14 protein-coding genes are annotated in these 14289 nt (G+C 73.1%); 2 read left to right on the top strand and 12 right to left on the bottom strand.

The genetic code is table 11. The annotated features are described in order from the left end of the window. Positions 1-23 precede the first annotated feature (23 nt). From RUR_RS00870 to RUR_RS00860, 3 genes are all read right to left on the bottom strand, one after another. Positions 24-716, bottom strand: a complete 693-nt coding sequence (locus RUR_RS00870; protein ID WP_283132882.1) for a helix-turn-helix transcriptional regulator — start codon at positions 714-716, stop codon at positions 24-26. Positions 717-831: 115 nt separating this feature from the next. Continuing rightward, positions 832-2073 carry a multidrug effflux MFS transporter gene (locus tag RUR_RS00865; protein ID WP_283132881.1) on the bottom strand — a complete coding sequence of 414 codons (1242 nt, stop codon included), beginning with the start codon at positions 2071-2073 and terminating at the stop codon, positions 832-834. Between the two features lie 117 nt (positions 2074-2190). After that, positions 2191-2964: a VOC family protein gene (locus RUR_RS00860; protein WP_283132880.1), complete on the bottom strand. Its 774-nt coding sequence runs from the start codon at positions 2962-2964 to the stop codon at positions 2191-2193. Positions 2965-3507: 543 nt separating this feature from the next. Here RUR_RS00860 and RUR_RS00855 point away from each other — a divergent pair. Continuing rightward, a complete protein-coding gene (locus RUR_RS00855) occupies positions 3508-4422 on the top strand; it encodes an ABC transporter ATP-binding protein (protein WP_283132879.1) in 915 nt (304 codons plus the stop codon). 47 nt (positions 4423-4469) lie between these two features. Continuing rightward, a complete protein-coding gene (locus RUR_RS00850; protein WP_283132926.1) occupies positions 4470-5183 on the top strand; it encodes an ABC transporter permease in 714 nt (237 codons plus the stop codon). Between the two features lie 605 nt (positions 5184-5788). Here the strand turns inward: RUR_RS00850 and RUR_RS00845 are convergent. The 9 genes from RUR_RS00845 to RUR_RS00805 all read right to left on the bottom strand — a co-directional run bounded on the left by RUR_RS00845 (position 5789) and on the right by RUR_RS00805 (position 14103). After that, positions 5789-6904: a hypothetical protein gene (locus tag RUR_RS00845; protein WP_283132878.1), complete on the bottom strand. Its 1116-nt coding sequence runs from the start codon at positions 6902-6904 to the stop codon at positions 5789-5791. Next, positions 6901-7398: a SigE family RNA polymerase sigma factor gene (locus tag RUR_RS00840; protein WP_283132877.1), complete on the bottom strand. Its 498-nt coding sequence runs from the start codon at positions 7396-7398 to the stop codon at positions 6901-6903. Before RUR_RS00840 ends, RUR_RS00845 begins: the two co-directional genes overlap by 4 nt. Before the next feature lie 382 nt (positions 7399-7780). After that, the gene (locus RUR_RS00835) at positions 7781-8461 is read right to left on the bottom strand and encodes a GntR family transcriptional regulator (RefSeq protein WP_283132876.1); all 681 of its coding nucleotides are present in this window, start codon (positions 8459-8461) and stop codon (positions 7781-7783) included. After that, positions 8403-9410 (bottom strand): ornithine cyclodeaminase family protein, encoded by a 1008-nt coding sequence (locus tag RUR_RS00830; protein ID WP_283132875.1) that lies wholly within the window; start codon positions 9408-9410, stop codon positions 8403-8405. Before RUR_RS00830 ends, RUR_RS00835 begins: the two co-directional genes overlap by 59 nt. Further along, complete coding sequence (locus RUR_RS00825) at positions 9407-10408, bottom strand: proline racemase family protein (RefSeq protein WP_283132925.1); 1002 nt, start codon at positions 10406-10408, stop codon at positions 9407-9409. Before RUR_RS00825 ends, RUR_RS00830 begins: the two co-directional genes overlap by 4 nt. Positions 10409-10410: 2 nt before the next feature. Further along, positions 10411-11316, bottom strand: coding sequence for a dihydrodipicolinate synthase family protein (locus tag RUR_RS00820; protein WP_283132874.1), 906 nt, complete (start codon positions 11314-11316; stop codon positions 10411-10413). After that, the gene (locus tag RUR_RS00815) at positions 11313-12680 is read right to left on the bottom strand and encodes an NAD(P)/FAD-dependent oxidoreductase (protein WP_283132873.1); all 1368 of its coding nucleotides are present in this window, start codon (positions 12678-12680) and stop codon (positions 11313-11315) included. Before RUR_RS00815 ends, RUR_RS00820 begins: the two co-directional genes overlap by 4 nt. Then, entirely contained in the window at positions 12677-12955 is a 279-nt protein-coding gene (locus tag RUR_RS00810; RefSeq protein ID WP_283132872.1) for a (2Fe-2S)-binding protein, read from the bottom strand. The genes RUR_RS00815 and RUR_RS00810 overlap by 4 nt, the downstream gene beginning before the upstream one ends. Beyond that, a complete protein-coding gene (locus RUR_RS00805; protein WP_283132871.1) occupies positions 12952-14103 on the bottom strand; it encodes an NAD(P)/FAD-dependent oxidoreductase in 1152 nt (383 codons plus the stop codon). The genes RUR_RS00810 and RUR_RS00805 overlap by 4 nt, the downstream gene beginning before the upstream one ends. Between the last annotated feature and the right edge of the window lie 186 nt (positions 14104-14289).

Raw genomic sequence — 14289 nt, 5'->3', positions numbered from 1 at the left:
GGGGTGGAGGGGCGCGCGGACGGTCATTTGGTCTCCCCTCCCTCTCTGATGCGGGGGCGTTTGCTGGCGTTCTGTACGGACAAGGCGTCGGGGCTCACATGGGTCGTGCACACCCCGTCGCCGTGGGCGATGGTCGCAAGTCGTTGCACAGGCGTTCCGAGTAATCGGGCGAAGGCTTCGGTCTCGGCCTCGCACAGCTGCGGGAACACCGCCGCCACGTGCGCGACGGGGCAGTGGTGCTGACACAGCTGCTCGCCGCCCACGCTCGCCTTCGACGCGCTCGCCGCGTATCCGTCCCCGGACAGGGCCTCGGCGAGTGCGCGGACCTGCGCCTCCCGCGGTGCGGCGTCGACGACCGGCTGGTAGCGTCGTTCGAGGTCGGACACCTGTTCCCGGGCGAACTCGGCGACGGCCTCCTCCCCGAGCCGCTCCGCGAGGAAGCGCAGCGCGCCGGTGGCCAGGTCGTCGTAGGTGTGCTCGAAGGCGCTCCGGCCGGCGTCGGTGATGCCGAAGAGCTTGGCCGGTCGTCCCCGGGCGCGCTGCCCCCGGGTGCGGGCCTGCCGGACCTCGATCATCTCCTCGCCGAGGAGGGCGTCCAGATGCCGCCTGACACCCGCGGGCGTCAGGCCGAGACGCTCTCCCAGAGCGGCGGCGGTCACGGGGCCGTGCTCCAGGATAAGCCGTGCCACCCGGGCGCGCGTTCCGCGCTCGGTCATGGCGGCAGTCATCCCTGTCACGCTTTTCACAACATCAGTGTGACGTAATTCCTTCCCGCCGACAAACGGTCTCCGAGGATCCCCCGGTGGAATTCATCACGCAGGTTAGCCTTACCTAACCTGCGGAAACACCCGTTCGCGGACGGAGGATCAGATAGATCACCAGGCCCGCGACGGCGAACACGCCGACCACCACGGCCAGCGGCGCAGCCGTACCCGGCCCGCCCAGTCCGACCAGCGGGGCCGCGAGCGCGCCGCAGCCGTACTGGAACACCCCGAGCAGCGCCGAGGCACTCCCCGCGACCTGCGCGGGCTGACCGCCGAGGGCCAGGGCGCCCGCACCGGGCAGGGTGAGCCCGGCCCCGATCTCCGCGACGACGAGCGCGGCCGTGAACCAGGCGACGCCGCCTCCGGCCGCGGTGACGACCGCCATCGCCGCCGCACCCACCAGCGCGATCAGCAGGCCGGTGAGCAGGATCCCCTGCTGGCGGAACCGCCCGGCGAGCCGCCCGCCCACCTGAGCCGCGATCACCATCACCAGGGCGTTGAGCCCGAAGATCAGCGAGAAGGTCTGGGGTGTGACGCCGTAGACCTGCTGGAACACAAAGGGCGACGCCGCCACGAAGGCGAACATCTGTGCGAATCCAAAGGCTGCCGCCAGCGCGTACGCCATGAAGGAGCGATCCCGCAGCAGCCCCCGGAAGACGGCCGCCCTCGTGCCCATTCCCCCGCCCGCCCGTTGATCGGCCGGAAGCGTCTCCCGCACGAGCAGCAGGACGAGCACGATCATCACCACACCGGCCGCGGCGATCCCGGCGAACAGCCCCCGCCAGGTGGTGAAGCGCAGCAGCTCCGCCCCGATCACCGGGGCCAGAATCGGGGCGAGCCCGCTGACCAGCAGCAGGCTCGCGAACATCCGGGCGATCGCCGGGCCGCTGTAGAGATCCCGGACGACGGCCCGCACGATGACGACCGCCATGCCGCCCGCGGCACCCTGGGCGAACCGCTGGGCGATCAGCACCTCCACCGACGGGGCGAAGGCGCACAGGGCGGAGGCGAGCGCGTAGACGGCGAGCCCGCCCAGGAGCGGACCCCGGCGGCCCCGTACGTCGCTGAGCGGCCCGGCGAACACCTGGCCCGCCGCGAAGCCGATGAGGAAGAAGGTGAGGGTCAGCTGGACCTGGGAGGGCCCCGCCGACATCTCCGCGGCCAGCGCCGGGAAGGCGGGCAGGTAGAGGTCGACGGAGAGCGGGGCGATGGCGGAGACCACCCCGAGGACGATCAGCATCGGAACCCGTCGTCCGGCGCTCGGCGCCACCTGATCCAGCCGCGACCCGGCCTCGGTGACGCCGGTCATCCGCGATCCCCACCCTTCGGGCCGTCCCTGGTCTCGCGGGCGCGAGATGACGTGAGCCGGAAGAGCACAACCGTATTACGGGGAGCCGCATTCCCGATTAAAGACAGAGATTTTGCCCTACGCCGACATGCCGGCGATCACCGAGAAGGCCGCCCGGTGCGGATCGGCCAGCATGGCCACCCGACCGGCCGGGGTGTCCATCGGCGCGAGCAGCACCTCGGCCCCCAGCTCGACCGCCCGGGCCGCCGTGGCGTCGGAGTCCGCGCAGTGGAAGTACGTCATCCAGTGCGGCGGGACCTCGGGCGGGTAGAACGACCCCATCGGCATCATGCCCCCGACGGGCCTGTCCCCCAGCAGCCACTCCGTGTAGTCGAACCCGCCCGCCGAGCCCGTCCGGAACCCCCAGCCGAACACCGCGGAGTAGAACTCCCTGGCCGTGTCCTCGTCCCGGGTCTCCAGCTCGTTCCAGCACCAGGTCCCCGGCTCGTTCACCAGCTGCGCCCCGGGGTTCGCCCGCGGCTGCCACCCCAGGAAGACCGCGCCGTTCGGATCGGCGAACACCGCCATGTCCCCTTCGGTCAGCACCCGCATCGGCTCCATGAACACGTAGCCGCCGTGATCCCGCACCGCGGTGGTGACGGCCCGGATGTCGCCGCAGCTGACGTAGGTGTTCCAGACCGGTGGCGTCTCCTGCTGGAACATCGGCCCGATCCCGGCGACCCGGAGCCCGCGCAGGGTGAACAGCCCGTACCCCCCGGCCTCCGGACGGGGGTCCATGGCGACCTCCCAGCCGAACAGGGCCGAGTAGAACTCCACGGAGGCGGGCAAGTCCGGGCTGGACAGATCCACCCAGCACGGCATACCCGGCTCGTACGCGCTGACCTGCACCATAGATCCAGCGTAAGCATGGGCTTATGGCCATATAGGCGACCGTGAGTGGTTATGTCCGGAACATTTACTGTGCTCACCCGCCACCTCCTGTGATCGTCGCGGTCCAGGCACCCCGGGAGGCGCACACATCACAAAGGTCATCCACAACAAGGCAGGTACGGCTACGCGACCACATTCCAAACCAGACCACCGCCACCGCGCCCCGGTGATCATTGCGATCCACGCACCCCCAAGGGCGCGCACACCACAACGATCACTTGAAACCAAGGCCCGCAAGGGCTGCGTAGCCAAAGCCCGAACCGGAACTCCGCCACCGCACCCCCGCCCGTCTATCACCAGAAGATCGTTGTGATCTGTGCACCTCCGGAAGCGCACACATCACAAAGATCATGTGAGACCCGGGCATGTGCGAGACGGGCGCAGACGCTTGAGCCGCTTTGGGGCCGTACCGGAAAGGGCGTGCGCCACCGAGATCCCGCGCCTTCCGGGTTTCGCGGGGGGACGCGGCGAAGCCTCACCCGGGCGCGCCTAAACTCGTGGGTCATGAGCTCCCCCGCCGTCGAGTTGACCGACGTGGTCAAACGCTACGGCTCCAAGATCGCAGTGGACGGCCTCTCCCTTACCGCGGAGCGGGCCGCCGTCACCGCCGTTCTCGGCCCCAACGGGGCGGGGAAGACCTCTACCGTCGAGATCTGCGAAGGCTTCCGCCGGGCCGACTCCGGGACCGTCCGGGTGCTCGGCCTGGACCCGGTACGCCAGGCGCGGGACCTCAAGCCGCGGGTCGGGGTGATGCTTCAGTCGGGCGGGATGCCCCCGGCGGCGGGGGCCGGGGACTGGCTGCGGCTGGTCTCCCGGTTCCACGCCCACCCGCTCGACCCGGTGGCCCTGCTCGACCGGCTCGGCCTCGCCGAGCACACCCGGACCCCGGTCCGGCGGCTGTCCGGCGGGCAGCAGCAGCGGCTCTCCCTCGCCGCCGCCGTCGTCGGCCGCCCCGAACTGGTGTTCCTCGACGAACCGACCGCCGGGCTCGACCCGCAGGCCCGGCACGCGTGCTGGGAGCTGATCGGGGAGCTGCGGGCGGCCGGGGTCTCCGTGGTGCTGACCACCCACCACATGGAGGAGGCGGAACGCCTCGCCGACCACGTCGTGATCATCGATCGGGGCCGGGTCGTCGCCGAGGGAAGCCCCGCCCAGCTCACCGGCGCCGAACGGCAGCTCCGGTTCCGCGCCCGGCCGGGACTCGACCTCGACGAGCTCCTCGGCGCGCTGCCCGTGGGCAGCGCCGCCAAGGAATCGCCCGGCGGGCACTACATCATCGAGGGTCAGGTCGGGCCGGAACTCCTCGCCACCGTCACCGCCTGGTGCGCGGCCGAAGGCGTGCTGGCCGAGGACCTCTCCGTCGAACGCCGTACCCTCGAAGACGTCTTCCTCGAACTCACCGGACGGGAACTGCGTTGACCGCCCTCGACCTGACCCCGCGGCCCGGCGCCGCGCCCTTCCCGCGGATGGTGCTCGCCCAGGCGGGCGCCGAGCTGAAGGCGACCCTGCGCCACGGGGAGCAGCTCCTGCTCACCATGGTCATCCCGATCCTGCTGCTGGCCGGCTTCTCCGTCGCCCCGCTCATCGACGTCCCGGGTACCCGCGTCGACTTCCTCACCCCCGGGATCATCGCGCTGGCGGTCATGTCGACCGCGTTCACCGGGCAGGCCATCGCGACCGGATTCGAGCGCCGGTACGGCGTGCTGCGGCGCCTCGGCGCCACCCCGCTCTCCCGATCCGGGTTGCTCCTCGCCAAGACCGTCGCCGTGCTCGCCGTCGAGGTGCTCCAGGTCGCGGCGATCGTCGTCGTCGCCTTCCTGCTCGGCTGGCGGCCGGCGGGATCCCCGCTCGGCGCGGCCGCGCTCATCCTCCTCGGCACCGCCGCCTTCAGCGGACTCGGCCTGCTGATGGCGGGCATCCTCCGTGCCGAGGCCACCCTGGCCGGGGCCAACCTCGTCTACCTGATCCTGCTGGGCTGCGGCGGGGTGGTCTTCTCCGTCGAGAAGCTCCCCGCCTCGGTGCAGCCGATCGTGGAACTCCTCCCCATCACCGCCCTCACCGACGGGCTCCGGGCGGTCCTGCGGGACGGCTCCGCGCCGCCGATCGCCTGCGTCGCGGTCCTGCTCGCCTGGGCCGCCCTCACCCTCATCCTCGCCGCCCGCACCTTCCGCTGGGAGTGACCCGCCGCGGCCATGGCCCGGCGGGCCGTTCCCCTTGGCGCGATCACACCTAGGCACCGAACGGCTAAGCGGGTCAGTCGATCGGTGAGTCGTCGTGTGCGCCCGCGGATGCACACATGGCGACGGCCCCTCGGCGGCGGACAGGTGAGACGGCCGGGTCGGGGTTCCGCGACGCCGGTGGTGTACGCCCCCGCGAACGCACACCACCGCCGATCATGTGGAATGTCGATCACGTGTTCCCGGCGGGGTACCCGAGCACGGGTCCGGGACACCGCGAAGACCTCGGTCCGCGGAACAGCCTGCCCATGGTCGACCGATGCTCCGCGCCATGAGACGTCGCGAATCCTGTCCACCGCGCCGGACCGGGAGCCTCGACGGCGCCCGCCGCCGAGGACGACGGGGCCGGCTTCGACCCGAACGCGGTTCCGGGAACGCGCTTGTGGTTGCCCTCCCGCCCAGAGGTGGGGTGAAACAGCACCTTCGGGCGGGATGCCGCCAAGGACCACCACCACGGCGACGGTCCGCACCGCCGGTGGACGGCGGCACGGACCTGGGGTGCCGGGTAGGTCACCGGTGCGCGACCGCGGCGGCGCACACCGCCGAGGTCATCCGGTGCTTTCCTGCTGCGGGACGTCGTAGATCCCGATCACCCATTCCTGGCCGGGTGCCTTGGCGGCGTCACCCAGCTTCGCGACGATCGCGGCAACCGACTTCTCCGGGTCGTTCAAATCGAAGTCGAATGTCTCACCCAGCACTTGCACCTTCGCCGTGGACTCGATCCCGCCCGCGACGGTGCCCGACGACTCATCCGATCCGCCGCTCCACCGGCCGATCACGCCGGGCTTCGGAGGAGGTGTCGCCGAGTCCGCGTCCCGGGGCTCGGTGTTCCCCGCGGGAGCGTCGGAGGGGTCCCCCGGGGCATCGGAGGGGTCCGCCGGGGTGTTCGGGCCAACGTTGAAGTCGACCGCCGAGGGCAGGACCCAGACCTTCACCGTCCGGACCTTCCCCTCCCCGTCCGGGCCGGTGGGCGTCCTGACGCCCCCCTCCCCGTCCGGGCCGATGGGCATCATGAAGCGCGGGACCATGGTTCCCGCGTCGCCGCACTGCATCAGCGACGTCGACGGGCCCTTGGCACGTCCGTCGCCCTTGACCAACCCCTGGACTCCCCCCGAGTCCGCATCGATCGATCCCGTCGCCGCCGACGTCGGCTCTTCCGTCGCGGCCGGGATCGGTTTCTTCGCGCCGTCGTCGTTCAACTCCGACTCACGCCAGGAGGGCACCCACGTCTGGGTGATCACCAAAGCCTTCGGATCGGTGCATTTGATAAGCGTGAGCGCGTTCTCACTCCTCGGAATGTAGGTGATCGTCTTTCCGTCGACGAACGGGTGACGCTCATCGTGGATCAGGGAGAGTTTCCCGGCCTCGCTGTGGTTTATGAACTCAGGAAGCTCCAGTGGGGCCAACCCGGGGCTGCTGGACGGGACGGCGAGCCAGCGGGACGACGTCTGGTCCGTACCGGCCGTCCCGCCGAGGATCGTCGGCAGGAGCAGGATCCCCGCGGCGACGAGCCCGCCGAAGGCGCCCACGCCCGCGGCCCGGCGGCGGCGGCGCAGGCTCCGCCCCCGCCGTACCATCTCGTCGATCCGCACAATCCCCGGTGTGCGGCCCTCGCCCCGGTCGGCGAGGACGTCCCGCAGGTCGTTCTCGGTGTAATCGCTCATCGGGCGACCCCCAGTCTCATCATGTTGATCTCGCCGTCCACCCGCAGCCGGGCCAGTGCCCTGCTCAGCTGGGTCTTCACCGTGCCGATGGAGCAGCCGAGCGCGGCCGCCACCTGCTCGGTGGTCATGTCCTCGTAGTAGCGCAGGACGATCACCGCCCGCTGCCGGGCCGAGAGCGTCCCGATCGCCTGCCAGAGCGCGTCGTGCTCGGCGACCCGGCCCGCGAAGTCGGGGATCCCCGCGGCCTCCGGGAGGCTTTCGGTGGGGACCTCCCGCCGCCACAGCCGCCGTGACCACGAGATGTGGGTGTTCACGACGATGCGGTACACGTACGGGTCGGGATCCCCTTCGATCCGCCGCCAGGCCGCCCACGCCTTCGCCAGCGCGGTCTGCACCAGGTCCTCGGCGGTCGCCCAGTCCCGGGTGAGCAGGTACGCCATCCGGCACAGCCGGTCATGCCGCTCCGTTACGTACCGGGCGAATCCATCAGACATCTACTCCGTCTCCGTCCTCAGGTGTCTTCTGCCGGTAAATACCGCCCGGCCCCCCGATCCGGATGACACCCGCCCCTCATGACTTCACCGGGCTCCCGTACGGCACCCGACACCGCCGATCGTCCCTCGTGTCGGCCGATCGCGGGTACCGGAACTCACAGCCGGGTACAGAACGGACACCTTCGGCCACACCCGCCTGAAAGGACGACCAGGGAGGGTACGGGCTACGCCGGGCCCGGGACGTCGGCCGTCCACCGGTGGGAAGGAGCACCCGACGGACCTGACCCGCGAATCGGCACGCGGGAGCCGGGGTACGGGCCGCTCCAGGCAGAAGGCCTTCGGCCGTACCCCCGGGAAAGTCGGGAAACGCGATGAAACGGGGTCAGTCGTCCTCGGGACGGTCGGCCCAGATGCCGCGGACGTGCCGGATGTGCCGGGTCATCAGGTGTTCGACACCCGCCCGGTCCCCGGCGGCGAGCAGGTCGAGCAGGGTCAGGTGCTCGACCGCCGAATGCGCGAGGGCGCCGCGCTCGACGAGCGAGGCCAGGCCGTAGAGGCGGGCGCGGCTGCGCAGGTCGCGGACCACCTCGACCAGGTGCCGGTTGCCCGCGAGGGCGAGCAGGCCCAGGTGGAAGCCGAGATCGGCGTCGACGTAGGCGACCAGGTCGCCCGTCTCGGCCGCGGCGACGATCCGCTCGGCGACGGGACGCAGCGCCGCGAACTCCTCCGCCCGCGCCGGGTCTGCGAGGCGGGCCACGATCGGGACCTCGATCAGGGCGCGGATCTCGGCGATCTCGTCGAGATCCCGTTCGGACAGGTCGGTGACCCGGAAGCCCTTGTTCCGCACCGCCTCGACGAGGCCTTCCTTGGCGAGGTCGAGCATGGCCTCGCGGACCGGTGTCGGGGAGACGCCGAACTGGGCGGCGAGCACCGGAGCCGAATACACCGTCCCCGGGCGCATCTCGCCTGCGATCAAGGCCGAGCGGAGCGCCTGCGCCACCTGCTCACGCAGGCTCTGCCGGCCCCCCACCGCGGGCAGGGTGAGCCGGTGCTGTGTCCCCATCCCCTTGCTCCTCCTCGCTCAGGGCCTCATGCGCCGCGGCGGCGACGACAAGGTCCTCCCAGGCCATTCCCACGCTCTTAAACAGACGGGGTCGATTCGCAGGAACCTTCACAAAGCCCCGGACGAGCTCGGCGAGATCACCCACCGGATGATCCGGCCCGATCGTACCCGCCTTCAGCGGGATCATCACGTCCCCCGCTTCCCGCAGCGCCGCGGAGCGCGCCTCCACGACCACGGTGGCGCGGGCGACGAGGTCGCCGTCGACCTCGCGGGCGTCGGCCTCGTGGGATCCGACGGCGACGACGACGGCGTGGCCGGGGACGAGCCGGCCGGGAAAGAGCGGCTCCCGCGCCGTGGTGCAGCAGACGATCAGGTCCGCCCCGGCGACCGCCTCGGCCGCGACGGCCTCCGCCTCCAGACCGGCCCCGGCGAGGCGCCGGACGAATCCCCGGGTCCGGTCGGGGTCGCGGCCGACGACCCCCACCGAGGTGAGGGGACGTACCGCCCGCAGCGCCGCCAGATGTTCCCACGCCTGCGGCCCGGTCCCGAACACCACGAGCCGGGACGCCTCCGGCGGGGCCAGGTGCCGTACGGCGACCGCGGACACGGCCGCGGTCCGCAGCAGGGTGAGCGCGGCCCCGTCCAGCACCGCCAGCGGGGTGAGCGTCCCCGCGTCGAAAAGCAGGTAGAGGCCCTGGATCCGGGGGAGGCCCCGGGCGGGGTTGCCGGGCGCGACGGTGGCCACCTTCGTCCCCGCGTACCCGGCACCCGCGGCGGGCATGATCAGGAACTCTCCGGCGGGGAGGGGCACGGCCGTCCGATCGGGGCCGTCCTCGGGGTCGAGCCCTCCGGCGAGGGCCGCGCCGATCGCCGCCACGGCCCGTTCCGTCGGGACGGCCCGCCGGAGCGCCGCCGCATCGATCCACCGCGGCCCGCCGGGCACGGTCACAGGAGGAACCCGGCGGGGAAGGGGTCCTCCGGGTCGAGGAAGTACTGCGCGGTCCCGGTGATCCAGGCCCGCCCGGTGATCTCGGGGACCACCGCGGGCCACCCCGCCACCTCGGTCTCCTCGACGATCCGGCCGGTGAAGGAGGTGCCGATGAACGACTCGTTGACCAGTTCGTCGCCGACCGCCAGCTCGCCCCGGGCGTGCAGCTGGGCCAGGCGGGCCGAGGTCCCGGTGCCGCAGGGCGACCGGTCGAACCAGCCGGGGTGGATGGCCATCGCGTGCCGGGAGTGCGACGCCGTGGAGCCGGGGGCGAGGAGCTGCACGTGGCGGCAGCCCCGGATGCCGGGGTCGAGCGGGTGCACCGGCTCCCCCGCCGCGTCGATCGCCGCCATGATCGCCAGGCCGGCCGCCAGGATCGGCTGCTTGGCCGCCCGGTCGAACGGCAGGCCGAGCCGCTCCAGCGGGAGGATGGCGTAGAAGTTCCCGCCGTAGGCGAGGTCGTAGCGAACCTCCCCGAAGCCGGGCACCTCCACCACGGCGTCCCGTACCACGCTGAACGACGGCACGTTGCGGATGGTCACGGCCTTGGCCGCGCCGTTCTCCACCCGGACCCGTGCGACGACAAGCCCGGCCGGGGTGTCCAGCCGGACCTCGGTGACCGGTTCCACGACCGGCACCATCCCGGTCTCCACCAGGACGGTCGCCACGCCGATCGTGCCGTGCCCGCACATCGGCAGGCAGCCGGAGACCTCGATGAAGAGCACGCCGTGGTCGGCGTCGGGCCGGGTCGGCGGCTGGAGGATCGCGCCGCTCATGGACGCGTGCCCGCGCGGCTCGTACATCAGCAGGGTGCGCAGGCCGTCGAGGTGGGCCATCAGGTACTCCCGGCGCTCGGCCATGGTCGCCCCGGGGATCGGCCCGACCCCGCCGGTGATCACCCGGGTGGGCATCCCCTCGGTGTGGGAGTCGACCGCGTGGAAGACGTTCCGGGTGCGCACCATCACCGGCTCACCGCGCCGAGGCCCAGGGCGAGCGCCGTCTCCGTCGCGGCGGTCACCGACCGATCCTGCTCGGGGGTGAGCGGGACCCGCGGCGGGCGGCACGGCCCGCCCCGTACCCCGGCGAGGTCCATGGAAAGCTTGATCGCCTGGACGAACTCAGTCTTGGAATCCCAGCGGAGCAGGGGGTGCAGCGTCCGGTAGAGCGGCAGCGCCGTCTCCAGGTCCCCCGCGGCGACGGCCCGGTAGAGCGCGACGCACGCGTCGGGCAGCGCGTTGGTGTACCCGGCGATCCAGCCGACCGCGCCGGCGAGGACGAGTTCCAGCACGACGTCGTCGGAGCCCGCCAAAAGGTCCAGGCCGGGCGCGAGCTCGGCGATCTCGTAGGCCCGCCGGACGTCCCCGCTGAACTCCTTCACCGCGACGACGCTCCCCGCCCCGAACAGCCGGGCCAGCAGGGCCGGGGTCAGGTCGACCTTGGTGTCGTAGGGGTTGTTGTAGGCCACCACGGGCAGCCCGGCCCGCGCCACCTCGGCGTAGTGGGCGAGCACGGCCCGCCCGTCGGCGCGGTAGGCGTTCGGCGGGAGCAGCATCACCGACGCGCAGCCCGCCTCGGCCGCCCGCTCGGCCCAGTCCCGGGACTCGCGCGCGCCGTAGGCCGCGACCCCGGCCATCACCCGGTCGCCGCCCACGGCCTCCACCGCGGTCCGCACGACCCGCTCCCGCTCCGCGGGCCGCAACGTCTGGTACTCCCCGAGGGATCCGTTGCACACGACGCCGTCGCAGCCGAGCTCGACCTGCCGGCGCAGGTGGTCGGCGTAGGCGTCCCAGTCGACGTCTAGGTCGTCCCGGAACGGCAGCGCCACGGCCGTCAGGACGCCGTGCCAGGGTTTGCGGTCGGCGCTCATGTGGGGTCTCCTTCGAAACGGGCGAGGTCGGCGAGTCGGATGGGCTGGGCGATCGGGCGGTGTCCGAGTCCTTCGGGGGAACCGGCGAGGCGGCCGACGGCGTACCCGCACATCCGCCCCTGGCAGGGCCCCATCCCCGGCCGGGCCAGGAGTTTGACCGACCGGGCGTCGGCGGCGCCGAGCGCGAGGGCCTCGCGCAGGCGCGCGTACGGCACCTCCTCGCACCGGCAGACCACGGTGTCGTCGCGGAGCCAGCCCCGCCAGCCGTCCCGCACCGGGTAGGCGGCGTGCAGCGCGCGGGCGAACTCCCGCAGCCGCGCCCGGAGGCGGAGGAGCCGGGCGGGCGCCGGCCGCCCGGCGGCGGCCAGTCCGGCGATCCGGCCCTCGACCAGGGCGAGCGGGGCACCGCCGACGCCGGTGGACTCCCCGGCCGCGTAGACGCCGGGCACGTCGGTGGCCTGACGGGCGTCGACCGCGACGATGTGGCCGCCGTCCGCGTCGGTCCGGGTGGCGCAGCCCAGCTGGAGCGCGAGTTCCAGCTGGGGGGTGAACCCGTATCCGACGGCGAGGGTGTCGCACGGCACCATCCGCTCGGTGCCGGGGATCGGGCCCCAGCCGGCGTCGACCTTGGCGACGGTGACCGAGGTGAGCGCGGTGTTGCCGTGGGCGGCGACGACGGCGTGCCGGCCCCGGTAGGGCACCCGGTGGGCGGCGAGCGTCAGCCCGTACCCGGCCGCCTCGGCGAGCTTGCCGGGGTGGGCGAGCAGGATGCCGGGGTGGGCGGCGAGGCCGGCGGTCCGGCCGGCCTCGAAGACGCCGCGGACCCGCGCGCCCGCGGCGGCGAGCCCGGCGGCGACCGGGAGCAGGAAGGGCCCGGTGCCGGCGACCACGACCTTGCGCCCGGCGAGGACGAGCTCGCCTTTGAGCAGCGCCTGCGCGCCCCCCGCGGTGAGCACCCCGGGCAGGTCCCAGCCGGGGAAGGGGAGCACCCGGTCGTGCGCCCCGGTGGCGACGACGAGGCGGGCGGCGGGGAACGTCACCGGGGTCTCCTCGCGGTCGCCCGCCAGGCAGTGCAGCCGGAGTCCGTCCGGGGCGGTCTCGGCGGCCCAGACGCGGTGCCGGAGCCGGACGTCGACGTCGAGCGCGGGCAGCGCGGCGGCGAGCGCCGCGAACGTCCGCCACCCGTGGTGCAGCACCCCGGGCCGGGTGGCCCGGTAGGACGGCGGGGCGTGGCGGTAGTACTGTCCGCCGAGCCGCGGCCCGCCGTCGACGAGGACGACCCGGAGTCCGGCCCGGCCCGCGGCCACGGCGCAGGCGAGCCCGGCGGGGCCGGCCCCCACGACCGCCAGATCGTACGGCCTCACGCGGGTTCCACCTCGTCTCCGGGGCGGGCCTCGGTCAGGCAGGCCCGGAGGGTGGCCGAGCCGTTGACGACGACCACGCAGTCGAAGCAGACCCCGATGCCGCAGAACAGGCCGCGCGGCCGGGCCCGTACCCGGGTGGTCCGCCACGCGCGGATGCCGGCGCCCTGCAGCGCGGCGGCGATGCTCTGCCCGGGGTACGCGGGCACCGGCGTCCCGGCGAAAACGATCTCAAAGGGCGGCTCGGGGCTCGCGCCCACCAGCTCCAGCGGATTCACGCGGCGAACCTCCCGGGCAGGAACGGGGCCGGGTCGACCGGGGGCTCCGCGCCGCCGATCGCGGCGGCGATCAGCCTGCCGGTGGCGGGGGCGAGGCCGATCCCGGCGCCCTCGTGCCCGCAGGCGTGGAACAGACCGGGGGTCCGCCGATCGGCCCCGATCACGGGCAGATGATCCGGACAGTACGGGCGGAAGCCGCAGTACGTCCGGATGACCCGGACGTCCGCGAGCCGCGGGAAGAGGGCCGTCGCCTGGGCCGCGAGGCGGGCGAGCACGGGGAGCGAGACGGTCCGGTCGAAGCCGACCCGCTCCCTGCTGGCGCCGATCAGCACGGTGCCGGCCTTGGTGCCCTCGACGACCGCGGACGTCTCCAGCCCCGCGTCGTCGCTGGCAACCCCGGCCACGTAGGCGGCCGTGTAGACCTTGTGCCGGATGAGCGGCGGCACCGGCTCGGTGACCAGGATGAAGCCGCGGCGGGGCAGCACGGGCAGGGTGAGTCCGGCGAACGCGGCGATCTCGCCCGCCCAGGTGCCGGCCGCGTTGACGACGGCCCCGGCCGGGATGTCGCCGCGCGCCGTACGGACCCCGGTCACCCGTCCCCCGGCCCCGCGGAGCAGGCCGGTCACCTCGGCCCCGGTCCGCGTCCGCGCCCCGCTCAGCCGGATCAGGTGGGCGGCGGCGAGCATCGGCTGGACCTGGGCGTCCTGCGGGTAGTGCACGCCCCCGGCGAGCCCGCCCGCCAGGTGCGGCTCGTAGGCGCGCAGGTCTTCGGGGGGTACGGCGACCGCGGTGACGCCGTGGACCCGCTGCCGGTCGGCCAGGCCGGTCAGGGCGTTCAGGATCCCGGGCGTCTCGGCGACGACGAGCCCGCCTTTGGGCTCGTACTCGACGAGGTCGCCGAAGGGCCGCTCCGCACCGCCGGCGACCTCGGCGGCCAGGTCGCGCCAGAGCCGGGCGGAGAGCGTGGCGAGGTCGAGCTCGGCCCCGGGTCCCTTGTCCGAGACGAGGATGTTCCCCTCCCCCGCCCCGGTGGTGCCTCCGGCCACCGGACCCCGGTCGACGACGGTGACGGTGAGGCCGGCGCGGGCCGCGTAGTACGCGCAGGCGGCGCCGACGACCCCCGATCCGATCACGACGACGTCAGGCACGCTTCCTCGGCTTCCCTCCAGGCGACACACAGTAATATGTCACATAGCGTCTGTCGGATCAACCGGTACCCGCCCAGGTTAAGCAGGGAACACACCCCCGGAACCGGTGAGGGGACGTCCGATTCATCCGGATCCGGGAATCGCCCGGATCGGATCGGTGACCACCGGTCACTCCCCCTACCATGA

The organism is Rhizohabitans arisaemae (genome assembly GCF_025996515.1).
Classification (GTDB): Bacteria; Actinomycetota; Actinomycetes; order Streptosporangiales; family Streptosporangiaceae; genus Rhizohabitans; species Rhizohabitans arisaemae.
This window is presented reverse-complemented; position numbering and strand designations above follow the sequence as displayed.